Genomic DNA, 26,468 nt, shown 5'->3' with positions numbered 1-26,468 from the left:
AACAATCGAAAGCATAATAAGATTTTAACAAAATTTTAACATTTCAAAAAACAATGAGACAAATGGTCATATAAATGATTCATTTAGTCATATCCAAATAAAATCTATCCCGTACCTTACAAGTTTAAACCGACATAATGATTAAAACATTTTTAACATCAACAACCTTACTTTTAACCGCGACACTTTTTGCCCAGAAGAATCCTGTTATCACGGGAAACTATGCTGATCCTGAAGGTATTATCTACGGCAATAAATACTGGATATTCCCAACCTATTCGGCGCCTTATGAAGAGCAGATATTCTTTGACGCGTTTTCATCTTCCGATTTGGCCACCTGGACAAAACATAGCCGTATCTTGGAGAACAGCAACGTTAAATGGGCGAAAAAAGCGATGTGGGCACCTGCAGTATTGGAAAATAAGGGCAAATATTATCTGTTTTTCGGAGCCAATGATGTGCATCAGGGAGAGATCGGAGGCATTGGGGTCGCTGTGGCCGACAAGCCAGAAGGCCCTTATACGGACCTATTGGGCAAACCCTTAATCAACGATATTATCAATGGCGCTCAGCCGATAGATCAGTTTGTTTTCAAAGATAAAGACGGCACTTTCTACATGTATTACGGTGGTTGGAAGCACTGCAATATGGTCAAACTCAAACCAGATTTCACAGGCTTGCTCCCTTTTGATGATGGCACCTTTTACAAGGAAATCACCCCTAAGGATTACGTCGAAGGACCATTTATGTTTATAAAAGATGGAAAATATTATTTCATGTGGTCGGAAGGTGGCTGGACAGGCCCCGACTACAAAGTCGCTTATGCCATCGCCGACTCGCCCTTTGGCCCTTTTGAGCGCATCGGAACAATATTGGAACGGGATCCTGAAGTCGCTGTTGGCGCCGGACATCATTCAGTCATCAAGGTACCCAACGAGGACAAATATTTTATTGTCTATCACCGTAGACCGCTTGGCAAAGATGGAGCCAATGAGCGGGTAACCTGCATCGAAGAAATGAAATTTGACAAAAATGGACATATCATACCTGTTAAGATGACCTTTACAGGTGTCAAACATCCATTAAAATAGCAGAATTACTTCTTTTTGCAAACAACAAAAAAGCCCAGATCAATCGAACTGGGCTTCTTTGTTATGAAAGCAATTACCGCTTAAATGCTGGAAATTGCATTATTCAATGTTTCAGATGGGCGCATTGCCTTAGCTGCCAATTCATCATTCGGGAAATAATAACCACCGATGTTTTGTGCATGGCCCTGAGCCGCGATCAATTCTGCATTGATTTTCGCTTCATTTTCTGTTAACACATTTGCAACGGTCGCAAATTTCTCAGCTAATTCAGCATCTTTTGTTTGCGCTGCCAAAGCCTGCGCCCAGTATAATGTCAAGTAGAAATGCGACCCACGGTTATCGATCTGACCAACTCTACGTGCCGGAGATTTGTCATTAGCCAAGAATTTCTCCGTTGCCTCATCCAATGTCTCCGCCAATACCAGCGCTTTTGGATTATTTTGTGTTTGAGACAAGTGTTCCAAAGAAGCACCAAGTGCCAAGAATTCACCTAATGAATCCCAACGCAAGTAACCTTCTTGAAGGAATTGTTCTACGTGTTTCGGAGCTGAACCACCAGCACCTGTTTCAAATAAACCACCGCCATTCATCAATGGAACAATCGACAACATCTTAGCTGATGTACCCACTTCTAAGATCGGGAATAAATCCGTCAAATAATCACGTAATACGTTACCAGTCACGGAAATAGTATCTTCGCCTTTACGAATACGCTCCAAAGAGAATTTCGTTGCATCAATCGGAGATAAAATACGAATATCCAGACCAGTTGTATCAAAGTTTGGCAAGTATTTTTCTACTTTTTTGATGATTTCTCTATCATGTGCACGGTTTTTATCCAACCAGAATACAGCAGGTGTCTCAGATAAACGGGCACGATTTACAGCCAATTTCACCCAGTCTTGAATCGGTGCATCTTTCGTTTGACACATACGGAAAATATCTCCTGTCTCTACTTTTTGCTCCATGAAAACATTTCCTTCCGCATCAACAACGCGAATAACTCCGTTTCCTGCAGCTTGAAAAGTTTTATCATGGGATCCGTATTCCTCAGCTTTTTGCGCCATCAAACCTACGTTTGGCACAGAGCCCATTGTTTTTGGATCTAGAGCACCGTGTTCTTTACAGTCTTCAATTGTCGCTTCGTAAACACCAGCGTAACAACGATCAGGAACCATAGCAATCGTATCTTCTTCTTGACCGTCTTTATTCCACATCTTACCACCGATACGGATCATTGCTGGCATAGAAGCGTCAATAATTACATCAGAAGGCACGTGGAAATTTGTAATGCCTTTATCCGAATTTACCATCGCTAAAGCAGGACCATTTGCGATAGCAGCGTCGATAGCAGCTTTCACTTCAGCCTCTTTTGCATGACCTACGATTTTAGCATAAACCTCGCCTAAACCGTTATTTTTATTGATACCCAGCTCTTTGAACAAATCGCCATATTGCGCAAAAACATCTGCAAAATAAGTTTCAACAACAGCACCAAATATAATCGGATCAGAAACTTTCATCATTGTTGCCTTTAAATGTGCAGACAACAATACTCCTGCGGCTTTCGCTTCAGCGATAGCATCAGCTACAAAAGCTTTCAATGCAGTTAAGCTCAACGTTGAAGAATCAATAACTTCACCCGCTTTCAATGCAGAAAGTCCTTTTAATTCTGTTACCGCACCTTGCTCATCAACAAACTCAATTTTGAATTGGCCTTCATTTTCAACGGTTACAGACTGTTCTGAACTGTAGAAATCACCTGAAGTCATGGATGACACCTTTGTTTTGGAATCTTTCGCCCAAGCACCCATTTTATGTGGATTTGCTTTTGCATAATTCTTAACCGCTTTAGGTGCACGACGATCTGAGTTTCCTTCACGTAATACAGGATTTACAGCAGAACCCAATACCTTTGCATACTTAGCTTTGGCTGACTTTTCTTCATCTGTAGTCGCTTCATCAGGATAGTTCGGAACAGCGTATCCTGCTTGCTGTAATTCAGCGATAGCACCTTTTAACTGCGGAATTGATGCGGAGATATTCGGTAATTTAATGATGTTTGCTTCAGGAGTTGTTGCCAACTGACCTAACTCAGCCAATGCATCAGCAATTTTTTGATCTTCTTTTAAAAATTCTGGAAAGCTAGCAAGAATACGGCCTGCTAAAGAGATATCTCTCAATTCAACATCGATACCAGCTGTAGCTGTAATCGCTTGAACGATAGGCAAAAACGAATAAGTCGCTAATAAAGGAGCTTCATCTGTTTTTGTCCAAACAATTTTTGATTTGTTTGACATAGTAATCTATTAGAAATATGTTTAATTTTTAATGCTATGTGAAATCATTGAAAAATCTGAATTTCTCAAAAATTCGCCTAAAGATAAGAATTAATGCCATAATTAACGAGGAATTGCACCCCTTTTGACAATAAAATTGTGAAAATAAATATATTTTGGCAATACAGAATAAGTCGCTTCACCTCCGCCCAAAAGTATTCCTCTTGACATTTCAGTGACGGGATACTACAGGCGAAATCCTATTTTAGCTCAAATTAAAAAACACAACTGACAATGAAAACATTCAAATTGAACAATGGAGTTGAAATTCCGGCAATTGGATTTGGAACTTGGCAAATTCCCGAGGGCGAAGAAGCTTATCTGGCAGTTAAAGAAGCTCTTGCCGCTGGATACACACATATTGACACCGCAGCTATATATGGAAACGAAAAGAGTGTCGGAAAGGCTATAAAAGACAGTGGTATAGATCGTAATTCACTGTTTATTACAACAAAACTCTGGAACACCGAACGTGGATACGATAAGACAATTGCTGCATTTGAACAATCGCTCAGCGATCTACAATTGGACTATCTCGATCTTTACCTGATTCACTGGCCAGCCAACGAAACACAGTTTGCAAACTGGTCTGACATCAACGCGGACACCTGGCGAGCTTTTGAGCATCTGTATCAACAGGGGAAAATAAGAGCTATCGGTGTGAGTAATTTTCCAAAAGACTATCTCGCCAAATTATTGGAGTCAGCGACAATCGTACCTGCTGTGAACCAAATTGAATTTCATCCGGGTTATCTTCAGAAAGATACCGTGGCGCTCTGCCAATCCAATGACATCCTTGTTCAGGCTTGGTCACCCCTGGGTTCGGGCAGAATATTGCAGGATGAAACACTCATTGCACTGGCCAAGGAAAAGAATACAAGTGTTGGACAACTCTGTATCAAATTTGCCTTATCTCAGGGCATCTTGCCGTTGCCAAAATCAACCAATCCCGATAATATAAAACGAAATTTAGCTATCGACGATTTTGAGCTGACAGCAAGCAATATCAAAACTATCCTCGAACTCCCTCAAATGGGTTTTTCCGGATCAGACCCTAAAAAAGTCGCTTTTTAAGGGCGGTAATACAAAATTTATGGAGTCGCTCTAAGGCTGCTCCATAAATCAATCCTATATTGCAGAGCTTCTAGCACAAAAGAAACTGATTGCCCCTTTTTGCTAAACAGTATATAACAATTTTTTGCTATTATAGCGGTAAAGTTGCCTACGCTATTCCTTACTTTTTTATTGAAAAAAATGAATGAAATAGAACTTATAGATCAATCGGAACTTCCTGTGCAGGGAGAAGACTACTACTATCACCCCTTATGGACGACTTGTATCCTGCTGTATAAAGGCTCTATTCAGGTCAATAGCAATGGTACGCCTACCGATCTCCAAGCTGGCAATATCCTCTTTATCGGATACAATAAGTACTACAGCTTTACGGCAATTAGTACCGATGCTGTTTTTAAAATACTTCATTATGACCGGAATTTTTCCAACCGAATACGATTGTCGATCAGTCGATACGATGCGTATCGGTTAATCAATGCCAATCGCTCCACACCTTTTACTCCCGCCCCCAACGATTTTGAAGCTATCTGGACATTGTTATGCACTTTGCATGGCAACCGTAAAAAACCGATCGATCCGAAGAAGGATTTTCTCCAAAAAGCCAATATCAATATTTTTATGGCGATTATTTACCTTTTGGCCGATGTGATCTATACTGCCGGCGAAAGCTCCGGAAAGACACACAACAAAAGAAAGGAAGAAATTACCGTGCATTTTTTACAGCTTATAGCCGATCACTACAAAGAACAGCGCGATCTAGCATTCTACGCCGACCGCCTCAACATCTCCATCAAATACCTGTCGATCAGCGTCAAGGAGATTACAAAAGAATCGCCCTCTGAAATTATTAGTAACTGGCTAGTCACAGAAGCTAGAGCGCAACTCACCATTTCTACCAAAACAATCAATCAAATCTCACAGGAATTTAATTTTTCAGATCAATATGCTTTTAGCAAGTTTTTCAAAAAACATGTCGGGATAACCCCCAAGTTATTTCGTGAACAGCAAGCCAACCTTGTTACCAATTGAACATCATAAAGCAGGAATCAAACATTTCTTGTCCCCCCAAGGCATACTAACTTTGTATCACATATATAAACAAAGTTAAATACCATGAATACGAAGTCAAGAGCCCGAAAAATAGGTTTTTACTTGACGTTATGCTTCTTTACATTCTTTTGCAATCAAACATACGGTCAAGACAGCATAAACAGCCGGAAAATAACAATTGAAAAACTGTTCGAACTTGCTATCCATAACCACCCAAATCTTATCGTTTCGGCATCAGCTGTACGTATCGCCCAACAAAAAACAGAAGTGGCAAAATTAAGAAGGCTTCCCGAAATCAGCGCTTCGGCATCTGCCTTTTACCTCGGCAATGCCGCGTTGATTGACAAAGACTTATCAGGATCGGAAAAGGTACCTCTACCCCATTTCGGCAATAATTATGCTTTGGAGGCGAAAGAACTTATCTGGAAAGGAGGTGTGGTAAAAAATAGCATCAAAGCCTCTACCTTGGGTGAGGAGCTGGCTGAATTAGATCATAAGAATGAAGAACAGAACATTAAAATTTTGGTTTTAGGGTACTACCTTGATCTATTTAAACTTAAAAATCAAGAAGCTGTCTATAATCAAAATATTGAGCTTGCCCACAAAAGGCTAGACCTGACGGAAAAATTATATAAACAGGGCATGATCACCAAAAATGATGTCATCCGAAACCAATTGCAAATATCTGAATTGGAACTAGCGAAAGAGGTCATTCAAAACAATCGGAAAATCCTGAATGACGAGCTTATCGTCGCGTTAGGACTACAGGAGGGCACAGTAATTGAGCCGGATGATAAATTATTAGATAGCAGGTTTCAGCTGGCAGACCTCGCGAGCTTGAAACAAGATGCTTATGTGTTCAGCCCGGGCCTTCAACTTGCGGCCAAAGAGACCGAGCTTCTGCAGACAGAAAAGGCGATTACAAAATCGGAACGATCCCCTGCCCTTAGCGTATTCGCGGGAAACAGTCTTGTGAAACCCATCACCAATGTGATGCCGGTGATCGACAAATACATGAATACCTGGAATACGGGTATCTCGCTAAGCTATACGATTTCATCAGTCTACACAACTGGAAAAAAGCTTAAGCTAAATGATCTACAAATTGAAAAAAACGAGAAATACGCAAACGCTCTGAAACAAAAAACCAGCGTAGCTGTTAATACTGCATACATTAGATACAATGAGGCCTACTCACAACGCAAGACTCTGGAGTACAATAAAGCGCTTGCAGATGAGAACTATCGTATTATTGAGAAAAAGTATTTGAACCAATTGGCGTTGATCGTCGATATCATGGATGCATCAAACTCAAAACTTGAAGCGGAATTGAAATACACAAATGCTGAAATCAATATCGTGTATGCATATTACAAACTTTTAAAAGAGACTGGAAAGATCTAGTATTTTTCTTTTTGCCTAATTTAATCAGTTTTATATATGTAAGGCCTCGTTAAGAAATTAATGGGGCTTTTTTATCTGCAATATTTTAACTCATTATTATGGCAAATTCATTTTTTAAAACGATCCGGACATCCATCAAGCACTGGTATATCCCATTGATTATCGGTATTCTATTAATTCTTTTGGGTTTCTATACTATTTCCACACCTGTTGCTGCATTTCTCACATTAGCAATTCTATTTTCATGGTCATTTATTATTTCCGGTATTTTGGAAATCATATTTGCCGTGCAGAATAAAGATGAAGTGGACGGTTGGGGCTGGTACCTCACCGGGGGCATCCTCTATACCCTATTCGGCATATTGCTGATTGCCAATCCGCTGTTATCAGCGAGCACCTTGGCATTTATCGTGGGTTTTTATGCACTTTTTAAATCGTTCCAGCTGCTATCCTTTTCCTTTGATCTCAAAAATTACGGTAGTAAATCTTGGGGTTGGAATTTGTTATTCGCCATTTTAGGCATTATTTTCAGCTTTATCTTGCTTTGGAATCCACTATTTGCCGGTTTCTCCCTAGTGATCTGGACAGGAATGGCTATTAGTACGGTTGGTTTCGCAGCCTGTGTATTTGCATTTCAGCTCAAAAGTCTCAAAGATATCCCGAAAAAGCTACCAGACGAGTGGAAAGAGCGTTATCAGAAGCTTAAAGAAGAATTTGATCAACATCGTAAATAGAAAAAGGGCAATTAAGCCCTTTTTTTTATCAATATTAATTCGGTGGTCAAGGTTATTTACTTATTTCAACAATCTTAAAAGGCACTTTATGAAGTGGATAATCTTGTTTATCCGTTTTTACACGACTTATTTTCATGATCACTTCAAAGCCTTCATAAATTTCACCAAAAACGGTAAAATCATGATCGAGTCTTGGCTGTCCTCCGCGAGCTAAGTACTCCTTACGTTGTGCTGCAGTATATTTTATGCCTTTCTTTAATTCAAGACTATCAAGCTCAGCTGCCGTGATTTTCTTTCCAACCACGAAATAGATCTGATTCAAAAAAGATGCCTTCGCGGGATTTCCATCCCGTCCTGCACCCAGAGCACCCATTTTATGAAAAGCCCGGTCATCGAACTCTGCTGCCAATCGTGGTTTTTTATGAAGGGGGTCTGCCGCCTCACGTTTTTCAATATCAATATCATGCTCTCCGCCCTGCACGACAAAATTTTCGATAATGCGATTAAACAATGCAGCTTGATAGACAGTATCCCGAATAGATCGCAACATCAAATCGCGATGATTGGGCGTATAGTCATAAAGTACAACTTTAAAATCGCCAAAATCAGTCTTGAAAAGCAAATGTTTTGATTGTGCATAACAATTCCCCAATACAATAAAAACAAAGCATAGGATGGTCAGAATTTTCCTCATAGTACGAATTAATCAGTTTCTTAGATTTCATATAAAAATACATTAAATTTCGATTTATAAAAGACATTCCCCTGCAGTTTTCCAAATGCGCTTGAAGGACATCTGCATAAGATCCTTTCGAAAGTTGCCCTTCACTAAAAAATTACATATAAAGTGTCTAGTTAAAACTTGCAAATAAGCATAAATTTATCTTAGTTTGGATTAAAACTATTCAAGACTATGCAGTATACAGCAAATCCAGACCGATATCAAGATATGATCTATAATCGTTGTGGTCAATCCGGTCTTCTATTGCCTGCCATCTCATTGGGAATGTGGCATAATTTCGGTGACGACACGCCCCATCAAACCAAAGTTGATATTTGCACAACCGCGTTTGACTTGGGAATTACCCATTTTGACCTCGCAAACAATTACGGTCCTCCTACTGGGAGCGCCGAAAAGGCCTTCGGACAAATATTAAAAGAACAATTTTACGGTTTACGCGACGAAATGATTATTTCATCAAAAGCAGGATATCACATGTGGAATGGGCCATATGGAGAATGGGGAAGCCGTAAATATCTGATATCAAGCTGTGAGCAATCACTCAAGCGCCTGGGTATCGATTACGTCGATATTTTCTATTCACATCGTTTCGACCCCAATACCCCCTTGGAGGAGACCATGTTGGCATTGGATCAGCTAGTCCGCAGCGGAAAAGCACTTTATGTCGGTATTTCATCCTATAACTCGCAACGCACAAAAGAGGCCTATGCGATCCTGAAATCATTGGGTACACCTTTTATTATTCACCAGCCCAGCTATTCCATGTTAAACAGATGGGTAGAAACCGATGGCTTGCTTGACACCTTGGATGAGATAGGCATTGGTTCTATCGTATTCTCTCCCTTAGCACAGGGTATGCTCACCGATAAATATTTACATTATATCCCGGAGAATAGTCGTGCTTCGCAGTCCAAATCACTTCAGACGAAATTCCTAAACGAAGAAAATCAAAAGAACATCCAGGCTTTACATGCAATTGCACAGCGTAGAGGACAGTCGCTCGCACAGATGGCGATTGCCTGGGTATTACGTAAGAAGCAGGTTACATCGGCGCTCATTGGTGCGTCAAGACCACAACAGGTTGTTGATTGCGTTGGTGCACTGAAAAATCTGTCGTTTAGTCCGGAGGAAATTCACGAAATTGATCTCTATGCAAAAGATGGCCATATTAATATCTGGGCTAAATCGGCTGAGATCGATTAAGATCAATGCCACAGAAGTTTTCATCCAGGGGACCCCGCTTCGCGCCCGGTTGAATTCCATAAAACAAAAAAGAGCCTGACTGTATAGACTGCCCCCAAAAAGTTTAAACAAATTTAGTTATTAGATTTGTTTTAATAATGAGCTCGATATTTCATCGGGCTCATTCCGTTGATTAACCCATTTTTTTCACTATCTTTTCAAAGGTGTTGATATTCCGGCTTGTCATCTTATCTTTAAGATTCTTTCTTCCTAATACCTTTCCAAAACTGGAATCCAAAGTATTTCCCTTGGGCACACGCCAATAAAAGACTGTATTGACAATTTCAGCCTTCTCCCCTGGCACCTGCGTCGAATTGCTAAATTCATCCATCAGTATTGTTTCGACACCTTCTGTCCCTACAAAAGCATATACATGGAAGTCCGTATGCATTTCAAACGGAATGTTTACCTGCAGCGATTCCACTTCTTCCCGCGACCGGATGAATAAAAAAGCTTCATAAGAAAAATATGCCGACATGGACTCCTCCAATAGCCGCTTGAGTGGGTCGGCCGCCTTGTCCGACGAAAAAACAATATTTCCAGAAGCCAGTACCGAAGTAACGTCAGTTACACCGGCGTCCTTAAAAACTTGACAGACATCTACCATCTTCATATTGGTTCCCTTCACATTGACGCCGCGTAGAAAAGCACAGTATTTCATATTATTAAATTAATCGATTAATTCGTCCATCGGATTCCAAAACAACTTCCTAAAATCCTTGATCCGTAAATTATTCACAACAAGCCCCTCAGCTTCAAGCCGTTTTTGAAATCCAGGCACCGCAAGTCTACCGCTACTTGATATAACACGATGAGCAGGAACATCTTTCGGGCATCCGCCCATCGCTTTCCCGACGTGCCTTGAGTGGTTAGGAAAACCCAAAGCTTTTGCTATGGCTCCATAGGTCGTTACTCGACCTTTGGGAATCAGCTTTGCAACCTCATATACTTGTTGTTTGAATTGCTCATCCATTTCGGTTCACATTTTAATAGCTCGATATATTTACATCAAAGAGTGCCATTCCTTTGCTATTCTAATAGCAAAAAGAGAAGAGCAACCTAAGTTACGAAAAGCTCTTGTAAGCGATACAGTCTTTAATTGATTCACTTGTCTAATTTTTTGTTTCCATATGATTTTGGGGGGAACGATTCCTCCAATTGTCTATATACGAGATTCCAGCTAGGGCTATCGTAAGCATTCAGTTTTACATATTGCCCCTTTTTTGTTGCAATGCTTATTTTTATATCTATTCCGTCGTATGGCTGATGCGACTCCTCCTCTTTAGCGGCAATAAATTTTTCCAAATCAATTTTATCCAATAGGAAGTTCCATTTGTCTTCCGTATTGCCATATGATTTTAGGGTACTCTGGGCTGTATCAATTGCAGAAAACAGACAATAAACACTATCTCTTGTTATCTTAATCGTATAATCTTTTGAAGGTGTTGCTGTCAATCCGCCAACCGTAGAAAATGACACTGCTGTAATCTCATTTTTAGTATTTTCTACCGTCACCCGATGGGAGTTATGGGTACAGCTTTCCCATAAGAATAGCTGTCCAACCAAAAGTGAGAACTTTAGGATCAATTTTCCGCCCATATCTTGTTCCTTTAGACGCCGATAAGTAAATAATCAAACAAAAAAAGCGTTGTCTGTTGTCAACAGACAATGCTTTTTACTACTTTCCTAATTTACAAAAGTTATTAAGATTTCGTGACCCCAATCTCCATATTCCTTAGGTATCAAACCAATCCCTCGAAATATGATCTCTTCGTCCCCTCTCCAATAAACAAAGCCGCGACATATACATCATTTCCAGCAACTGCAATTGCCAATGCTTGAGTAAAAGTTTCCCCTTTTGCCAATATAACCATTTGTCCATTCTTCCAGTAGACAGCCATGGGTTCATTTGAATTTGGGTCAATACTCACTCCCGATACATAGACATCATTACCAGCCACAAAGATAGAACTTGTTAACCGAGTTGCATGAATCCCACAGCCAGTTGCTAAAATAACTTCTTGCCCATTTTTTCAGTATATTGCCATTGACCTATCTCTTAAACTAAAATTGAATACTACTGAGTTCAGATTCAGCTATGTAGAAAGGAGTGAAATTATTTCTAAAATTAGTTCTTATCTGTAAAATAAATTTCCAGGCCCTGATCTGCAGATCTTAGATTGATTAGATATCCAGCCTGCTCTGTTATCTTAACTGGAGTTCCTTCCGCCTCAAAAGTACTGTTGTCCAATTGTTCTTTGGGCTTGCTGGTTTTGCTCATGATCGTGGATTTAGCAATATAATAAGTATCGCCGTCCACTTTGAGGACCTTGAACCAACCGAATCCCAAACGGTCGCCAGGTCCCGGACGCGCTCCGAAATGGCCAAAATATACATCGCCCACAGCAGGCTTTTGTTCCATGGCGATTGTTTCCGCCGTGGATGCTATTGCATTTCTTGTGTTCTCTTCAGACTTTGTTGAACCTCCTGCAAAATCAGTTGCAACAGCGCCGGGGGCAATACTGTTAGCTGTAATTTGTCTGGCGCCTAATTCCTTTGCCAGATATCTTGTGTAGGTTTCAACTGCAGATTTCATGCTTGCATAGGCAGAGACATTAGGAGCAGAAATTCTAGTTAAGCTAGATGATATATTGATAATTCTGCCTCCATCAATAAGCAGGGGCAAGAATATCTGTGTTAAGAAATAAACTCCTTTAAAATTAATGTTCATCAGGGTATCAAATACATCTTCGGTAGTATCTTCTACAGAACCATATAGACCAACCCCAGCATTATTAATCAGATAATCGAAGTTCGGTGAGCATTCATGTTCCAATAAATGCTTAGTCACCCGATCTACGAAACTGTCAAATGATTTTATATTGGCAAGGTCCAATGGATACGCAGTTGCCTTTTGTCCGAGCGATAATACTTCAGACACAACCTTATCAGCTTCGGCCGTATTACTATGATAGGTAAAAATAATATTGTTGCCGTTTTTAGCAAGATTAATAACTATATCTCTGCCGATTCCACGGCTTCCTCCTGTTACTACTGCAATTTTAGTTTTATTTGACATAGTCTTTTTGCTTAAATTTACAGAACAAAGTTCTGCATATATAACTTTAGCTATGTAGCCAAAATATTGAATGTTGCAGCCAAATTTGATAGCAAGTTAAAGGCCCAAATATATAACTGATTTGCTAAAATGGTTCCTAAACAATTCAGACACAAATTCGTAGCTGTATCAATAGTGCTAAGAGTGCAAGCAACTGTAAAATCAATTGAATTGAGCTCGATACTCCTGTGGACTTTGATTTGTTTTTAATTTAAATAGCCTGCTAAAGGATTGGGGCTGTTCGAAACCTAATTCAAATGCAATTTCAGAAATACTGAGAACTGTGCCAGATAACTTATTCTTTGCCCGGTAAATCATTTTATCATGGATAACTTGCTGGGTATTTCGTCCTGTAAGATTTCTCAACAGATCACTTAGATAACTTGCTGACATATGCAACTGGTCAGCTACATAATTAACGGTTGGAACTCCACCACTTAAGACCTTATCGCTATTAAAATAATCCTCCAATAATTGATCTATACGATCGGTAAGACTAGGATAATTTTGTTTTCTGGTAATAAACTGCCTGTTATAAAAACGTTGTGAATAGTTTAATAACAGTTCAATCTGCGATATGATCACACTATGGCTCATGTTATCTATGCGGTCCTCAAGTTCATCTTCTATATCCCTGAATAACGACAGAATGGTTTCTTTTTCTTTGGCCGAAAGGTGCAGTGCTTCATTGGTAGCATAGGAGAAGAAGTGGTATTGATGGATTTTTTGTGCCAACGGGTATTGCAGTAAGAAATCAGGATCTATAAGCAATGTGATCTGCGGACTGAGTATTTTTTGTTCCGCAGTTTCCTTTTTATCATTCTCTTCTATTGATGAGAGAATTTGTTGTGGAGCTACAAAAAACAAACCGCCCTCTTTAAAATCAAATTTGGTATGACCATACATTAACTCTCCTCCAGCATCCGGCTTAAAAGCTATTTTATAATAATTTAATACGTGCGATTTGTTGGGTGCACGGCCTTTAAGCGGTTTGTCTACACCGTTCAGCAAAACGATCAAAGGGTGCTTTGGGGGCGGAAAACCAGATGCCTCCATTACCTCAGCCAGCGTATGAAATCTTTTTACGGAATGATCCGTTTTTTTTGAAGCCATGTTATAAAATTTCTAGATTACAAGTTAAGCAATATTCGCTTTTTCCCACACAAAGAAAAGCGAATAATAGCTTGTCAAAATATCTAAGATGAATTAACCTTGGGCTGTTTCTGAAATAATTTTCCAAGTTTCCCATTCCTGAAGGCGTTCAGCATAGATTTGTTGAATATGTGGCAAATCATGTTTACCCAATAGCAATCTCAATGGCGGGTTTTCAGCATCTACAACGGCAAATATTGCTTCGGGAGTGGCTGCAGGATTTCCTCGTTCCAGCTTTTTTAAATTTTCCGTCAACCTGCTTTTTAAAGCATCATACTCCGACAGTCTTTTATTGGCTATTTTAAGCGATTCAGCACTTCCAAATTCAGTATTATAAGCTCCTGGTTCAATCAGCGATACTTTGATGCCAAATGCGGCAACTTCTTTAGATAAACTATCGTAAATCGCTTCAAATGCAAATTTTGAGGAACAATAATACCCAATAAGAGGATTACTATAAATACCAACAGCGCTCGACGTCCCCAAAATATGGCCATAACCTTGGGCCCGCAGTATTGGTAATGCTGCCTGAATCACATGGATAGGTCCTATAATATTGGTTTCGTACATCGTTTTTACTTCATCAGTACTGCCCTCTTCGATGGTTCCCACCAAAGAATATCCGGCATTGTTGAACACAATATCCAATCTTCCAAAATATTCGTTGGCCTGGCTAATGGCATTTTGCACTTGCGGAGCATTGGTTACATCCACTTCAAGAACCAAAACCTGATCCCCATACTTTTCTTTTAATGCGGCAATAGTATTGATATTACGCGCCGTAGCAGCGACTTTGTCTCCACGTTCCAAAGCAGCTTCTGTCCATATTTTTCCAAATCCTCTTGAAGATCCTGTAATGAACCACACTTTTTCTTTCTGTTTATTTTCCATTTTTTAAATCGTATTAATGTTACTACAAAGGTGGTTCTAAATGGACATGCTTACGTTGCTTAAATGAGGATTATCATAACCAAAATGCAGAAAGTTGGATACCTTCAAAGTAATACAAGGGTACTTATTGACTATTGCTCCTCAATTAGTTAATAGAATAAGAGAAAATGATACTAATACTATTAAGCTAATCAACAAGAATCACTAAAATTCGATCGCATTTCCTCATACCAAGAATACCTTTCTGCTTATCTTTGCTAGGTGGAAAGCAAACAGGAAAAAGAAAAATAATTAATATTTACAAATAGGTTAAATGATAAATACAAAATAATTTTGACCTTAAACCCTTTAATCATATCTGTCCAAAACCACCCAAAATGCATCCAATCAATCTGCTTTATTTTTTACAATTTGGTAATTGAAGCATTCATAACGAATAGTATATTTATTAAATGGAAGAGCTAATAAATTTTATTCTACAATTTGGCGACCTCAATAAACAACAGATCGATTTATTGCAGAGCAAGGTTGAAACGCTTGAATTTAAGAAACATGATTATCTATCAGAAGCGGGACAGGTACCACGTTATGTTGCATTCGTATTGGAGGGCGTATTCCGTTTCTGTTACTACAACAACAAAAGCGAGGAGATTACCAATTATTTTGTTGATGAAGGTAACTTTGTTGTCGATAACGACAGGTTTGAAGCCCAGCTCGCAGCCTCAGAATATGTTCAAGCTGTAACCGACTGTAGGGTGCTTGTCTTTAGTAAAAAAAACTGGGATGAAATTTCTAATACCATAGTAGGTTGGGAAATGATGAAAGCTAAAATGGTAAAAAAATGTCTTACTCTTGCGATGGAACGGAGAAGTCCCTTAGTCTCGGAAGATGCCACCACGCGATATCTATCATTTATTACGGCATTCCCAAACCTCATAAACCGCATACCACTTTCTTACATAGCCTCCTATCTTGGTGTTACCCAACAATCCCTCAGCCGTATACGCCGTAATATCCGTTGATGATGCTTTTTACCATTTGGTAAATGTTTTTATGTTGTCATTATCAATATTTGCATATTCATTTAAATAATAAAAAAAGATGAGCAAAAAGATTGTATTAATAACAGGAACAAATAGTGGATTTGGATGGCTAACAGTCCACAGTGTGGCAGCTTTAGGTTATAAGGTATACGCTACGATGCGAGATACCAAAGGCCGAAATGCTGACAAAGCAGCAGTACTCGAAGCGATAGAAAACGTGACCGTCTTAGATGTCAATCTCACAGACGATCAAAGTGTGAAACAGGCAGTTGAGAAAATTTTAGAAAATGAAGGCACCATTAATGTCCTTATTAATAATGCAGGCTATGCCATGAACGGCGTAGCCGAGAGTTTTACTACAGCTGATTTGCACACCACCTTTGATATCAACGTATACGCACCTTGGAGACTGATAAAAGAGGTATTGCCAACCATGCGAAAACAGGAAGATGGTTTGATTATTAACGTTACAAGTGGATTTGGGCGGGTATCGTTTCCGTTTGCTACCATCTATGCTGCCTCAAAATTTGCACTAGAAGGGATCAGCGAAGGTTTGCATTATGAGGTAAAGCGTTTAGGTATTGATGTTGCTGTTGTAGAGCCGGGTGCTTTCCCGACCGAAATGCAGCAAAAAAACAACCCAGCATCCGATCAAGATGTAAATGAAAAATATGGCGCTGTCGCGAATATTTCAAACAAAATGATCACAGCATTGGGTGCCGAAATGCAATCTAAAAAACCAAATCCTCAGGATGTTGCCGATGCAATTGTAAAACTTATTGAAACGGAAAAAGGTACCCGACCATTGCGTACTGTGGTCGATCCTATAACAGGACAATTTATTGAAGCTGCAAATCATGCTGTCGCGGAGCAATTTGCCAAAGGACTGACTGTATTCGGTATGGGAGAACTGTTATAGCAGAAGATTTTGATGGGATAACCAGAGAATCTACAAAGTTATTTGCCTTTAAAGTTTTGACGATTAACAAAAAGGTCTTGATTAAATCAAGACCTTTATTTCATAGTTTGCAAATAGTTTTAAAAAAGTCCCATAAACTGTCTGTAATTATTTACCACCTTTTGATCCGTATTTCCAGAAAATTTATATTCATAATCAAATACGACCGTTTTAAGTCCAAGTTCCTCACCGGCTTTGATTTCTGAGTTTAGATCATCTCCCAAAACAAGTACCTCATTCTTATTAAAACGATAATTACAGACAATCCTGTTAAATATATCTTTTTTTGTTTCTGTATACGTTTGAGGATCTACAATAAAAATTTCTTCGAAAAACTGTTCTAATCTTAATTTTTTGATTTTACTCCACTGAAGATTCATAAATCCGGTTGTTACCAAAAATTTTTTGCAGTTAATTTCTCCAATCTTTGAAAATTCCTCAAAAGTTTGGATAGGCCCCTCATGTACCAGGTCAGATAGCAGTTCAGTACATTCATTTGTTAATTCGGGATCAAACCGAAATTGTTCGGACACAAATTGAAATGGCTTTCTCTTGATTGTATCCTGTACATCTCCAAAATCTCCCTCAAAGCGTCCGTCCGATCTAATCAAATCAAAAAGATCCTTGAATAAAGCATCCGAAATGCTCTCTACAGCATAAATAGTGTTATCCAAATCAAAAATGATTGCTTTAATATTTTTCATTGCCTCTTTCTTTTTACTTTTAAGAATATGCGTATTCTGACATGCTCCTTTACAACCAAAACAGTCTAAAGTTCTAGAATTTCTTAATCTAAACATTATTTACTTCGTTAAAACCAACAGTACTAATAAACTGTACAGGATTACTCCCAGGAGTCCAGTCCCAACAGTTTTCTGCCAAGCGGCGAAAGTGTGGCGATTGGATGAACTTTCTCTCTCTGTAGTGGATCACCTGGAAATGCATAACCTTCAGGCGTAATTTTCTCCCGCCATGCTTTTACTCTCCAATCTCTCATTTCAATATTATCTTCTTCAGCAGGCATCATGGAAATATATTGAGCGATACGGACTTTGTAACTATTGTTAACTCGAATGCCATGTGGTTGGGAGCTGTTAAAAATTAATAGGTCACCAGCTTCCATCTTTACTTTCGTCGGGTTAAAACCAGTAGTATCCGGTTTATATCGATCCCTGTCTTCTGGCTGGTTTAACTTCCAGGTATCATAAGTTCTAAAAAGCTCAGGGATACACTGGAATCCACCCATATTTTCGTCAGTCTGGTCTGCTAATGCGAGCACACCTTGAACATTCTGTGGCTTTGTCTCTGGGTCATAATCCCAATGAATAAAACCTTTGTATTCATAACCAGGCCTAATCGGGAAATTGAGGTTGGCTCTGTCTATTGTTACCCATAGCTTTTCAGTACCCCATACATCAACAAATGCATTATAAACCTTTTCGGTTTGTCTGTTATCCCAAAGGTATTTATGGTTATAAACTTCCACCATTCCAGTATTGTTCAATTCAGACATTTTCATTTCAGCCGATTGTTTGTACCAAGTATTTGGATCTTGGGGATCCTTCCCTTCATAATCCCACAAGAAGTCTGCAAGCTTTTTGGCTTGTTCCTTTGAAACAGCATTTTTAACAACAATATATCCGTTTTCAATCCAGAATTTCCAATCTTCTTCACTCAATACACGTAATGGTTCTCCATTCTCGCGAGTACTTAATTTAATCTGGCTTGTTGTTGCCACTGATGGGTTGCCCGGAATTTCCTTGTGGGCTTTATTCTCCCCTTTTACTTGAAATTTTTCCATTTCTTTAATATTTATAATAATTATTTATCCAAAATTCCAAATTATAAGTATCATTAATTTTAACATTAAAGGCGTTTATTTGCTCTGTATTGACCATTTATTCATATATTTACATCAATAATCATTCAATACAGTTTCACATGAAAATAATCAAGGAGGAAATCTTATTTGAGAAGGGTAAATCTTTTAAAATTTTTTCACCCCGGCTAAAGAATTATTTTTATTGGCATTACCATCCAGAAATAGAGCTTGTCTTTGTAGAGGCTCTAAACGGAATCAGACATGTAGGCAAAAATATAGCGGGATTTGTGGAGAATGATCTCGTGCTGATCGGTTCAAATATTCCACACCTAAATTTTGATTATGGCATTGAGACTGAATACAATCAGATCGTGGTACAATTTCATGAAAAATTTGTACAGAATATCGTAGTTCCTTTTGATGAATATGAACACATCAGGAACCTATTGGAGAAAGCGAGTATGGGAATGTCCTTTTTTGGAAAAACAAAGGACGTTGTCAGTAAGAGGCTTCAAAATATAAATAAGGAAAATCCATTTTTCTCTCTAATTGAATTGATGGAAATTCTTTATATCCTTGCAAACTCAAAAGAATACCATATTCTAAATTCTCAGGATACCAGTGTCAGATTCATATTGAATGACAAGGTTAGAATGGGAACCATTTACGGGTATATCCATGAAAACTTCGACAAAAAGCCCGATGTAAATGAGATTGCAAAAAAAGTTCATCTTAGTACATCAGCCTTCTGCCGTTATTTTAAAAAGCAGACGGATATGACCTTTACCGATTTTGTAAATCAATATAGAATAAACCAAGCTCAAAGACTACTTCTTCAAGATAAAAATATATCTGAAGTATGCTACAATGTCGGATTTGAAAGCCTCTCCTATTTTACCAAACTATTTAAACGCATTGCCGGACAGGCTCCCGGGGAGTTTAAAAAACAGTATACTAAAAAAATGAACCTATAATGATTTACTATTCAAAACACTCTAACACAAAAGTATATAATATTAGAGCTGTGGAATTCAGTTAAAATGATAGTAGAACCGGTAATTTTACCTCATTCTAATATACCAACAACATGAACAATTAGATAAAAAAGCGTCTTGAATGGATAAAGCTTTACGAGTCGGTCATAACGCAATACTTTTACGGAATTGGCATGCTATGTTTAAAATGTCAAAATATACTTTTTAGTATATTTTATTTGTTTTCTAAATATACTTTTTAGTATATTTGTAGCGTAAATAATAAAACAGATGTTGACAAAAGCAGAAAAAACAAAACAATTTATTCTTGAAACCGCCAGCCCGCTTTACAATGAGAAAGGGATATCGGGTGTGAGCATTGACGATGTTTTGGAAGCGACCAAGTTAACCAAGGGCTGTCTTTATGGGCATTTCAATGGAAAAGAGGATCTTTCGGAACAGGTTGTAGACTATTCCATAAAAAAAATGACCGAAAGAGTGGCATCCGTTGTATCAAAAGGTAAAACAGCGAAAGAGAAAATCTTTTTATATCTTGATTTTTATAAGAATCCGATTGATACGTATATAGCAGGAGGCTGTCCCATCTTTAACACCGCTGTTGAAGCTGATGATAATTTTCCTTCGATAAAAAAGAAGGTTGCAGCAGTACTTAATGCTGGTCAGATCGCTCTTTCAAATGTACTGAAAGAAGGAAAAATTAACGGTGAATTTTCAGACAACCTAAATGCAGAAGTTTTTGCCTTTAAAATGTTTTCAGCGATTGAAGGTGGAATTGTTATGAGCAGGACGATAGGATCGAGAAAATTGATGCTAGAACTTATTAAGGACCTTAAAAAAGAATTAGAGCAGTATCTGCTGTAATTCTTTTTTGAGACAAAATAGACTAAAAAGTATATTTTAAATATTAAACCAAAGAATTGAAATATGAGCAACAAGTTGTTTGAAAGCTACGAGCTTAATGGTAAACGGTTAAATAACAGAATGGTAATGGCTCCAATGACCAGAGCCCGATCTGCCAACGAGGGTAATGTTGCAACCGAACTGACTGCGATATATTACGCGCAGCGTGCAACAGCCGGACTGATCATTACCGAAGGCACTTTTATCAGTGAGGAGGGTATCGGATTTATCAATGTTCCCGGAATCTATACCGATAACCAGATTGAAGGCTGGAAATTGGTCACTGGTTCTGTTCACGACAAAGGAGGAAAGATCTTTGCTCAGCTCTGGCATACAGGTGCTTATTCACATCCAGATTTGCATGAGGGCAGATTACCTCTTGCTCCATCCGATTATAATCCTGGGCAGAAAGCATTTACTTTAGAAGGCTTTAAACCTACCGTTTCTCCTCAGCCGATGACAATTGAAGATATCAAAAGGACAGTTAACGATTTTAAACAAGGAGCTATCAATGCTTTCCGCGCTGGTTTTGACGGGATAGAGCTTCATGGTGCAAACGGCTATCTTTTGCAGCAATTTTTCAGCAAAAATGCCAATAACAGAACAGATGAATACGGAGGTTCTCCTGAAAATCGCGCAAGAATTCTTTTTGAAATATTAGATGCGATCAGAGAAGTGGCTGACATCAAAAATGTTGGCGTGCGTCTCAATCCATCGTTGAATGGAATAATGGGAATTGCTGTAGATGATGAGACCATTGCAACTTATGACTACATTATTAAGCGGTTGAATGATTATGATCTGGCCTACATTCATTTAATAGAGCCTTTCACCGATGTAACGGGTAATAAAAATGCGATTCAGCACGTGGCAAAGCATTTTCGTGAAATTTATAAAGGAACTATTATCATTAACCGTGCTTTCAATAAAGAAACGGCCACACAGGTCTTGGAGGATGGAGATGCGGATCTAGTGTCTTTTGGCGTTCCATTTATTGCTAACCCGGATTTGGTTGAACGTTTTAAAACAGATTCGGCACTCAATATCCCAGATCAGGAAACTTTTTATACCCCCGGAGAAAAAGGATATACAGATTATCCATTTTTAAATAAATAAGAACACAGTTATATATATAATAATATCAAACAAAATTTGTCAAAATGAAAACAACAGGAAATACTATATTCATTAGTGGCGGAAGCGCAGGAATAGGATTGGCAATTGCCAAAAAATTAAATGAAGCAGGAAATAAAATTATTATAAACGGACGTAGTGAGGACCGTCTTCAAAGAGCGTTGACCGAGTTGAAAGATGCCGTTGCGATTCAGGGCGATCTCTCAGTAGGAACAGATAGGATACGAATTGCAGAAGATTTGAAGACAAATCATCATGATGTAAATATCATCATTAATAATGCGGGAGCAGCTTTTGGATATTTACTCAGTGAAACGACCAACGCACACGAAAAAGCAATGATCGAGATGAATACGAACTATTTTGCGATCATTCACTTTACAGAATTAATGATTCCACATTTGTTGGAAAAAGAAGAATCAGCGGTGGTCAATGTTTCGTCTATTGCTGTATATGGAAGTCATAAATTTCTTCCAACCTATGGTGCAACTAAAGCGGCACTACATAGCTATACTACAGCTCTGAGAAAAACTTATGAAGAGCAGCAAAAACTTCAGGTCTATGAGGTCTATCCTCCCTTGGTAAACACCGATTTTTCTGCTGAAATAGGTGGGGCGGCAGGAATTGCACCCAGTGAAGTGGCAGAAGAACTGTTTATTGGACTGGAAAACAATTTGTTTGATATTCCTGTTGGTGATACAAAGGTTTACGCAAATGCAATTGGGGAAGCTATGGCAAAATTAGCTCAGGCATAAATACAAGTTGAATCATTCTTTTGAGAAGTTAAAAGATTGGTTCAGTTCTTATTAAATTTTCTCATTATGAATTTAAAAAATAAGACAATCCTGATAACTGGAGGAGGTTCAGGAATAGGACTGGAAGCTGCAAAACAGTTTTTAGCACTGGGAAACAGGGTAATTATTACAGGAAGAAACCAGTCAAAACTGGAAGCCGTAAAAAAGCAATATCCTGAAATAACGATCATTCAGTCCGATGCCTCGCAGGAGAAAGATGCAATTGCTCTTTATGAAAAGGTAAGCGAACTTGGGGGTATTGACATCCTTTACAATAATGCAGGTGTTGGGGTTGCTCCGTTAAACCTTGGTATTGCCGATACTAGGCATCTGGAAGGTGCTGTTTATGAAATGGAAGTTAATTATTTCGGCATAATCCGCCTGAATAATCTGTTTATGGAAATGCTCAAATCCCGCCCAGAAGCAGCGATTGTCAATACGACTTCGATTCTGAGCATTGTTCCGTCAGTTTTAGAAGCAACGTATTCTGCTTCGAAAACAGCTTTGGCATTTTATACAAAATCATTGCGGTCACATTTGCAGGCAATTAATAGTTCGGTGAAAGTTTTTGAATTGCTTCCACCTTTGGTCGATACCGATATGGTCGCCGATCGTCAAGATAAAAAGATAAGTACGCAACAACTGGTCAAGGGGCTGATTTTAGGTATGAAGAAAGACGTTGAAACGATAAAAGTGGGGGATACAAAGGTTATTTCCATTCTTAATAGGATTGCGCCTAAGATGGCCTATAATATAATCAATGCTAAAAAAGAGTATATAAAATTGAAATAATCATGAAAGCATTTCTAATTAATAAATATACAAAGGGAGGTCTGCAGCTGACAGATGTTTCTTTACCAAAAATTAAAAACAATGAAGTTTTGGTGGAGATTTATGCAACAGGCTTAAATCTGTTAGATTCGAAAATAAAAACAGGGGAATTCAAACTTATTCTTCCCTACAAAATGCCGCTTATTTTAGGTCACGATCTTGCTGGAATTGTAAAGGAAGTGGGAAAGAATGTGAAAAAATACAATGTTGGAGATGAAGTTTATGCCAGGCCGACCGACTTTCATATAGGTACGTTTGCAGAATATATAACGGTGAGGGAAGAAGATTTAGCCTTTAAACCAAAGAATCTTTCGATGGAAGAAGCTGCATCGGTTCCTTTGGTCGCACTCACAGCGTGGCAGGCTCTGGTGGAAATTGGTCAGTTAAAAAAAGGACAAAAAGTATTTATTCAGGCGGGTTCGGGAGGAGTAGGTACCATTGCGATCCAGCTAGCGAAACATCTTGGCGCAACTGTTGCGACAACTGCAAGTGCCAAAAGTTTTGATTTCCTGAAAGAAATAGGAGCTGATATTTTAATTGATTATAAAACACAGGATTTTGAAGCAATACTGAAAGATTATGACCTCGTTTTAAATAGCCAGGATAATAAAACACTTGAAAAATCATTAAATATTTTAAAAGCAGGAGGCAAGATCATTTCAATTTCCGGTCCGCCAACACCTGAGTTTGCTGAAGCTATCCATGCGAATTGGATGGTAAAGATGGTAACAAGATTTCTGAGTTTCGGGATTAAGAAAAAGGCGAAAAAATTGAGCGTTGATTACACGTTCCTTTTTATGAAGGCAGATGGAAATCAGCTCAAAGAAATTACAAAATTGATAGATTCTGGAATTATTATGCCTATCATAGACAAAGTATTTCCTTTTGAAGAAACCAACAAAGCTTTGGAATATGTCGAAAATGGAAGAGCGAAAGGAAAAGTTGTGGTTAAAATAAAATGAAAGTGAAGAGCCTTCCATTTTCAAGCACTTATGTGTACAAAATTAAAGACATCACTTACAACTTACAGCTAAAGAAAGTGAAACGATATCTCTGAATCCTACACCTTAGATAATAAAATAAGCCAAAGAATAAAATGCTTCACAAATACTTCACAACGTCTCGGACCTAAAATTTACTTCATATGTGGGATTCATATAAATCCTTTCAATAACTTTATGTAGTAGAAAGCCGCATAAAATCCATAGTAAAATAACTCAAGAAGATGAGGATCGAATTCTAGATTTAAGGACAAACCGCAATTTAGGGCATCGGAGTATTGCTAGTGAGATGAAACGTTTATATGGGGTCTCAATCTCTACGGCAACTGTTCATAAGATTCTTAAAAAGAATAATAAACAGTATTTAAAGCTTAAGCGATACTACCGTAAAAGACAAACTCGCTACAACCGACCGATACCGGGTGATCGCGTACAAATCCACAGTTGATATCAAGGATCCTGACCTACCAAACCTACTATCGCAATGGCAATTTTATTATAATTGGCTTAGATCCTCTAACGGGCCGTACCCCAATTCAGGTAATTAATGCTTTATCAAATAAAACTCCACTATGGGAGGAAGTCGATGAATATGTAAGACTCAAGCCAGAAGCGAGTAAGGGATCAAATTTACTGGGTTGACTGTCTGCTAAATAAGTGAAACGATATATGTAAATCCCACAAATAGAGCAATATATTAAAAACTACCATTAGTTCCTTGAGCCACCCTTAAAATAAATTCTAAGATTTTATAATTACTAATAGCTTCATCAATGTTTTCAGCATAAGCTAAATTTTGTAAAATTTGCATTTCTTTTTCAAGATCACCAAAATCATTTTTAATATTCGGGAGTGTAACACCAACTGTGTCATTGGATTAAAAACTTAAAAACCTCTTTCGAGTTTGAGTCTATCCCCAAATCTAATATATAGTTGGGATATAGTCAAGCCCCAGTTATGTATTGGCATCGTCCATTTTTTAGAAATGTCCTTAATAATCAGATACATCAGCTTCAATAAAGCCTGTTCAGAGCTAAACGCTCCCTTGGACTTAGTAATCTTTCGTATCTGACGGTGTATTCCCTCAATCGGATTTGTGGTGTATATAATCTTGCGAACCTGTTCTTCGTACTCAAAGAAAGTGGAAAGATTAGTCCAATTATCGATCCAGGATTTGGCGGCAAGAGGGTATTTCTTACCCCATTTTTCTTCGAAAGACAGTAGGTTTTCATATCCCATTTCTTCGTTCACGGCCTTATAGATTGGCTTTAGATCCTCCATTACTACCTTCTTATCTTTTTCGGTTACATAGCGCATGCTTGTTCTGATCTGATGAACAATACACAGTTGGATCTTTGTTTTTGGAAAAATAGCTTCTATGGCCTCGGGAAACCCTTTTAGACCATCAATACAAGCTATAAGGATGTCTTCAACACCACGTTGCTTTAGATCCGTAAGAACTGAAAGCCAGAACTTAGCTCCCTCATTTTCTGAGCTATAAAGACCGATCAGATCTTTTCTACCATCCATGCCAACTCCCAGTATGTTATAAATAGCTCTTGATTCAACAGTTCCATTCTGGCGAACTTTAATGTGCATGCAATCCAGGAAAACAAAGGGATAAACAGCTTCAAGAGGCCTGCTACGCCACTCATTTACCGCTGGAAGTACACTTTCGGTAATACGTGATATTTCTGTGGCAGAGATCTCCATTGCATACATTTCGCGGATAAACTCACTTATCGCCCGTGTGCTCATTCCTTTGGCATACATGCTCAATACGTGTCCCTCAAGCTGTTCAGTAATGATTAATTGTCTTTTAGGTACTACTTTCGGCTCAAACGTGCCGGATCTATCACGACCTGTTTCCAGTTCAAATGTCCCAGTATTAAGGCCTCGGACAGTCTTTTTTGTCTTACCATTTCGCCGGTTACTATTGCCCGACGCTTTCTCTTCGTTCAAATGGTTTTCCAGTTCTCCATCCATCATTGATTCCAACAGATGCTTCATTAACGGCGCTAGGACGCCATCGTTGGGAGACAAACTTTTACCTTCGTAAAGACCTTGCATGGCTTCTGTCTTGAAGCGTTCAAAGTCGAATGGGTCTTTTTCTTTCATGACCATGTCGTTTGAATAATTGAATATAAATAATC

Annotated in this window: 26 protein-coding genes; 14 read left to right on the top strand and 12 right to left on the bottom strand. The window is 38.5% G+C overall.

Features of this window, described 5'->3' with window-relative positions; genetic code table 11:
* Positions 1-137: 137 nt before the first annotated feature.
* Positions 138-1,091 carry a glycoside hydrolase family 43 protein gene (locus tag K2F45_RS12400; RefSeq protein ID WP_088161433.1) on the top strand — a complete coding sequence of 318 codons (954 nt, stop codon included), beginning with the start codon at positions 138-140 and terminating at the stop codon, positions 1,089-1,091.
* A gap of 80 nt (positions 1,092-1,171) precedes the next feature.
* Here the strand turns inward: K2F45_RS12400 and K2F45_RS12395 are convergent, their stop codons facing one another.
* Positions 1,172-3,391, bottom strand: coding sequence for an NADP-dependent isocitrate dehydrogenase (locus K2F45_RS12395; protein ID WP_248933728.1), 2,220 nt, complete (start codon positions 3,389-3,391; stop codon positions 1,172-1,174).
* 273 nt (positions 3,392-3,664) lie between these two features.
* Between K2F45_RS12395 and K2F45_RS12390 the strand changes: the two genes are divergently transcribed.
* The 4 genes from K2F45_RS12390 to K2F45_RS12375 all read left to right on the top strand — a co-directional run bounded on the left by K2F45_RS12390 (position 3,665) and on the right by K2F45_RS12375 (position 7,692).
* The gene (locus K2F45_RS12390; protein WP_248933727.1) at positions 3,665-4,504 is read left to right on the top strand and encodes an aldo/keto reductase; all 840 of its coding nucleotides are present in this window, start codon (positions 3,665-3,667) and stop codon (positions 4,502-4,504) included.
* Between the two features lie 180 nt (positions 4,505-4,684).
* Positions 4,685-5,533, top strand: coding sequence for a helix-turn-helix domain-containing protein (locus K2F45_RS12385; RefSeq protein WP_248933726.1), 849 nt, complete (start codon positions 4,685-4,687; stop codon positions 5,531-5,533).
* An 84-nt stretch (positions 5,534-5,617) separates the two neighbouring features.
* Positions 5,618-6,958, top strand: coding sequence for a TolC family protein (locus K2F45_RS12380; RefSeq protein WP_248933725.1), 1,341 nt, complete (start codon positions 5,618-5,620; stop codon positions 6,956-6,958).
* 98 nt (positions 6,959-7,056) lie between these two features.
* The gene (locus tag K2F45_RS12375) at positions 7,057-7,692 is read left to right on the top strand and encodes an HdeD family acid-resistance protein (protein WP_075992464.1); all 636 of its coding nucleotides are present in this window, start codon (positions 7,057-7,059) and stop codon (positions 7,690-7,692) included.
* Positions 7,693-7,744: 52 nt separating this feature from the next.
* Here the strand turns inward: K2F45_RS12375 and K2F45_RS12370 are convergent, their stop codons facing one another.
* A complete protein-coding gene (locus tag K2F45_RS12370; protein WP_075992463.1) occupies positions 7,745-8,386 on the bottom strand; it encodes a peptidylprolyl isomerase in 642 nt (213 codons plus the stop codon).
* Positions 8,387-8,605: 219 nt separating this feature from the next.
* Between K2F45_RS12370 and mgrA the strand changes: the two genes are divergently transcribed.
* Positions 8,606-9,637 carry an L-glyceraldehyde 3-phosphate reductase gene (gene mgrA, locus K2F45_RS12365; RefSeq protein ID WP_075992462.1) on the top strand — a complete coding sequence of 344 codons (1,032 nt, stop codon included), beginning with the start codon at positions 8,606-8,608 and terminating at the stop codon, positions 9,635-9,637.
* A gap of 172 nt (positions 9,638-9,809) precedes the next feature.
* Here the strand turns inward: mgrA and K2F45_RS12360 are convergent, their stop codons facing one another.
* The 7 genes from K2F45_RS12360 to K2F45_RS12330 form a co-directional block, all read right to left on the bottom strand.
* Positions 9,810-10,337, bottom strand: coding sequence for a DUF1697 domain-containing protein (locus tag K2F45_RS12360; protein WP_075992461.1), 528 nt, complete (start codon positions 10,335-10,337; stop codon positions 9,810-9,812).
* 9 nt (positions 10,338-10,346) lie between these two features.
* A complete protein-coding gene (locus tag K2F45_RS12355) occupies positions 10,347-10,649 on the bottom strand; it encodes an MGMT family protein (RefSeq protein WP_075992460.1) in 303 nt (100 codons plus the stop codon).
* Between the two features lie 131 nt (positions 10,650-10,780).
* On the bottom strand, positions 10,781-11,275 hold the full coding sequence (locus tag K2F45_RS12350) for a hypothetical protein (protein WP_248933724.1): 495 nt from the start codon (positions 11,273-11,275) through the stop codon (positions 10,781-10,783).
* 143 nt (positions 11,276-11,418) lie between these two features.
* Entirely contained in the window at positions 11,419-11,637 is a 219-nt protein-coding gene (locus tag K2F45_RS12345) for a hypothetical protein (RefSeq protein WP_075992458.1), read from the bottom strand.
* Positions 11,638-11,804: 167 nt separating this feature from the next.
* On the bottom strand, positions 11,805-12,755 hold the full coding sequence (locus K2F45_RS12340; RefSeq protein ID WP_075992457.1) for an SDR family NAD(P)-dependent oxidoreductase: 951 nt from the start codon (positions 12,753-12,755) through the stop codon (positions 11,805-11,807).
* 201 nt (positions 12,756-12,956) lie between these two features.
* A complete protein-coding gene (locus K2F45_RS12335; RefSeq protein ID WP_075992456.1) occupies positions 12,957-13,907 on the bottom strand; it encodes a helix-turn-helix domain-containing protein in 951 nt (316 codons plus the stop codon).
* 93 nt (positions 13,908-14,000) lie between these two features.
* On the bottom strand, positions 14,001-14,837 hold the full coding sequence (locus tag K2F45_RS12330) for an SDR family NAD(P)-dependent oxidoreductase (RefSeq protein ID WP_075992455.1): 837 nt from the start codon (positions 14,835-14,837) through the stop codon (positions 14,001-14,003).
* A 452-nt stretch (positions 14,838-15,289) separates the two neighbouring features.
* Here K2F45_RS12330 and K2F45_RS12325 point away from each other — a divergent pair, with 452 nt between their 5' ends.
* Together K2F45_RS12325 and K2F45_RS12320 are read left to right on the top strand one after the other, a co-directional pair.
* Complete coding sequence (locus K2F45_RS12325; protein WP_075992454.1) at positions 15,290-15,859, top strand: Crp/Fnr family transcriptional regulator; 570 nt, start codon at positions 15,290-15,292, stop codon at positions 15,857-15,859.
* Between the two features lie 79 nt (positions 15,860-15,938).
* Positions 15,939-16,799 (top strand): SDR family oxidoreductase, encoded by an 861-nt coding sequence (locus K2F45_RS12320; protein WP_248933723.1) that lies wholly within the window; start codon positions 15,939-15,941, stop codon positions 16,797-16,799.
* Between the two features lie 119 nt (positions 16,800-16,918).
* Here K2F45_RS12320 and K2F45_RS12315 read toward each other — a convergent pair whose 3' ends face one another.
* Together K2F45_RS12315 and K2F45_RS12310 are read right to left on the bottom strand one after the other, a co-directional pair.
* Complete coding sequence (locus tag K2F45_RS12315) at positions 16,919-17,542, bottom strand: HAD family hydrolase (protein ID WP_075994774.1); 624 nt, start codon at positions 17,540-17,542, stop codon at positions 16,919-16,921.
* Between the two features lie 140 nt (positions 17,543-17,682).
* The gene (locus tag K2F45_RS12310; protein ID WP_248933722.1) at positions 17,683-18,639 is read right to left on the bottom strand and encodes a phytanoyl-CoA dioxygenase family protein; all 957 of its coding nucleotides are present in this window, start codon (positions 18,637-18,639) and stop codon (positions 17,683-17,685) included.
* 140 nt (positions 18,640-18,779) lie between these two features.
* Between K2F45_RS12310 and K2F45_RS12305 the strand changes: the two genes are divergently transcribed.
* The 6 genes from K2F45_RS12305 (at position 18,780) to K2F45_RS12280 (ending at position 24,276) form a co-directional block, all read left to right on the top strand.
* Positions 18,780-19,634: an AraC family transcriptional regulator gene (locus K2F45_RS12305; protein ID WP_075992451.1), complete on the top strand. Its 855-nt coding sequence runs from the start codon at positions 18,780-18,782 to the stop codon at positions 19,632-19,634.
* 291 nt (positions 19,635-19,925) lie between these two features.
* Entirely contained in the window at positions 19,926-20,516 is a 591-nt protein-coding gene (locus K2F45_RS12300; protein WP_248933721.1) for a TetR/AcrR family transcriptional regulator, read from the top strand.
* Between the two features lie 63 nt (positions 20,517-20,579).
* The gene (locus tag K2F45_RS12295) at positions 20,580-21,671 is read left to right on the top strand and encodes an alkene reductase (RefSeq protein ID WP_248933720.1); all 1,092 of its coding nucleotides are present in this window, start codon (positions 20,580-20,582) and stop codon (positions 21,669-21,671) included.
* Positions 21,672-21,715: 44 nt separating this feature from the next.
* Complete coding sequence (locus K2F45_RS12290) at positions 21,716-22,444, top strand: SDR family NAD(P)-dependent oxidoreductase (RefSeq protein WP_248933719.1); 729 nt, start codon at positions 21,716-21,718, stop codon at positions 22,442-22,444.
* A 66-nt stretch (positions 22,445-22,510) separates the two neighbouring features.
* On the top strand, positions 22,511-23,275 hold the full coding sequence (locus K2F45_RS12285; protein WP_075992448.1) for an SDR family oxidoreductase: 765 nt from the start codon (positions 22,511-22,513) through the stop codon (positions 23,273-23,275).
* A 2-nt stretch (positions 23,276-23,277) separates the two neighbouring features.
* Positions 23,278-24,276, top strand: coding sequence for an NADP-dependent oxidoreductase (locus K2F45_RS12280; protein ID WP_075992447.1), 999 nt, complete (start codon positions 23,278-23,280; stop codon positions 24,274-24,276).
* Between the two features lie 924 nt (positions 24,277-25,200).
* Here the strand turns inward: K2F45_RS12280 and K2F45_RS12275 are convergent.
* Positions 25,201-26,433 carry an IS256 family transposase gene (locus K2F45_RS12275; RefSeq protein WP_248931832.1) on the bottom strand — a complete coding sequence of 411 codons (1,233 nt, stop codon included), beginning with the start codon at positions 26,431-26,433 and terminating at the stop codon, positions 25,201-25,203.
* Positions 26,434-26,468: the final 35 nt, after the last annotated feature.

It is taken from the genome of Sphingobacterium siyangense (genome assembly GCF_023277505.1).
Classification (GTDB): Bacteria; Bacteroidota; Bacteroidia; order Sphingobacteriales; family Sphingobacteriaceae; genus Sphingobacterium; species Sphingobacterium siyangense.
This window is presented reverse-complemented; position numbering and strand designations above follow the sequence as displayed.

Excerpts from the sequence above, each read along its gene's own strand:
- K2F45_RS12400 (WP_088161433.1), top strand. The coding sequence starts at position 138 with ATGATTAAAACATTTTTAACATCAACAACCTTACTTTTAACCGCGACA.
- K2F45_RS12395 (WP_248933728.1), bottom strand. The coding sequence starts at position 3,391 with ATGTCAAACAAATCAAAAATTGTTTGGACAAAAACAGATGAAGCTCCT.
- K2F45_RS12390 (WP_248933727.1), top strand. The coding sequence starts at position 3,665 with ATGAAAACATTCAAATTGAACAATGGAGTTGAAATTCCGGCAATTGGA.
- K2F45_RS12385 (WP_248933726.1), top strand. The coding sequence starts at position 4,685 with ATGAATGAAATAGAACTTATAGATCAATCGGAACTTCCTGTGCAGGGA.
- K2F45_RS12380 (WP_248933725.1), top strand. The coding sequence starts at position 5,618 with ATGAATACGAAGTCAAGAGCCCGAAAAATAGGTTTTTACTTGACGTTA.
- K2F45_RS12375 (WP_075992464.1), top strand. The coding sequence starts at position 7,057 with ATGGCAAATTCATTTTTTAAAACGATCCGGACATCCATCAAGCACTGG.
- K2F45_RS12370 (WP_075992463.1), bottom strand. The coding sequence starts at position 8,386 with ATGAGGAAAATTCTGACCATCCTATGCTTTGTTTTTATTGTATTGGGG.
- mgrA (WP_075992462.1), top strand. The coding sequence starts at position 8,606 with ATGCAGTATACAGCAAATCCAGACCGATATCAAGATATGATCTATAAT.
- K2F45_RS12360 (WP_075992461.1), bottom strand. The coding sequence starts at position 10,337 with ATGAAATACTGTGCTTTTCTACGCGGCGTCAATGTGAAGGGAACCAAT.
- K2F45_RS12355 (WP_075992460.1), bottom strand. The coding sequence starts at position 10,649 with ATGGATGAGCAATTCAAACAACAAGTATATGAGGTTGCAAAGCTGATT.
- K2F45_RS12350 (WP_248933724.1), bottom strand. The coding sequence starts at position 11,275 with ATGGGCGGAAAATTGATCCTAAAGTTCTCACTTTTGGTTGGACAGCTA.
- K2F45_RS12340 (WP_075992457.1), bottom strand. The coding sequence starts at position 12,755 with ATGTCAAATAAAACTAAAATTGCAGTAGTAACAGGAGGAAGCCGTGGA.
- K2F45_RS12335 (WP_075992456.1), bottom strand. The coding sequence starts at position 13,907 with ATGGCTTCAAAAAAAACGGATCATTCCGTAAAAAGATTTCATACGCTG.
- K2F45_RS12330 (WP_075992455.1), bottom strand. The coding sequence starts at position 14,837 with ATGGAAAATAAACAGAAAGAAAAAGTGTGGTTCATTACAGGATCTTCA.
- K2F45_RS12325 (WP_075992454.1), top strand. The coding sequence starts at position 15,290 with ATGGAAGAGCTAATAAATTTTATTCTACAATTTGGCGACCTCAATAAA.
- K2F45_RS12320 (WP_248933723.1), top strand. The coding sequence starts at position 15,939 with ATGAGCAAAAAGATTGTATTAATAACAGGAACAAATAGTGGATTTGGA.
- K2F45_RS12315 (WP_075994774.1), bottom strand. The coding sequence starts at position 17,542 with ATGAAAAATATTAAAGCAATCATTTTTGATTTGGATAACACTATTTAT.
- K2F45_RS12310 (WP_248933722.1), bottom strand. The coding sequence starts at position 18,639 with ATGGAAAAATTTCAAGTAAAAGGGGAGAATAAAGCCCACAAGGAAATT.
- K2F45_RS12305 (WP_075992451.1), top strand. The coding sequence starts at position 18,780 with ATGAAAATAATCAAGGAGGAAATCTTATTTGAGAAGGGTAAATCTTTT.
- K2F45_RS12300 (WP_248933721.1), top strand. The coding sequence starts at position 19,926 with ATGTTGACAAAAGCAGAAAAAACAAAACAATTTATTCTTGAAACCGCC.
- K2F45_RS12295 (WP_248933720.1), top strand. The coding sequence starts at position 20,580 with ATGAGCAACAAGTTGTTTGAAAGCTACGAGCTTAATGGTAAACGGTTA.
- K2F45_RS12290 (WP_248933719.1), top strand. The coding sequence starts at position 21,716 with ATGAAAACAACAGGAAATACTATATTCATTAGTGGCGGAAGCGCAGGA.
- K2F45_RS12285 (WP_075992448.1), top strand. The coding sequence starts at position 22,511 with ATGAATTTAAAAAATAAGACAATCCTGATAACTGGAGGAGGTTCAGGA.
- K2F45_RS12280 (WP_075992447.1), top strand. The coding sequence starts at position 23,278 with ATGAAAGCATTTCTAATTAATAAATATACAAAGGGAGGTCTGCAGCTG.
- K2F45_RS12275 (WP_248931832.1), bottom strand. The coding sequence starts at position 26,433 with ATGAAAGAAAAAGACCCATTCGACTTTGAACGCTTCAAGACAGAAGCC.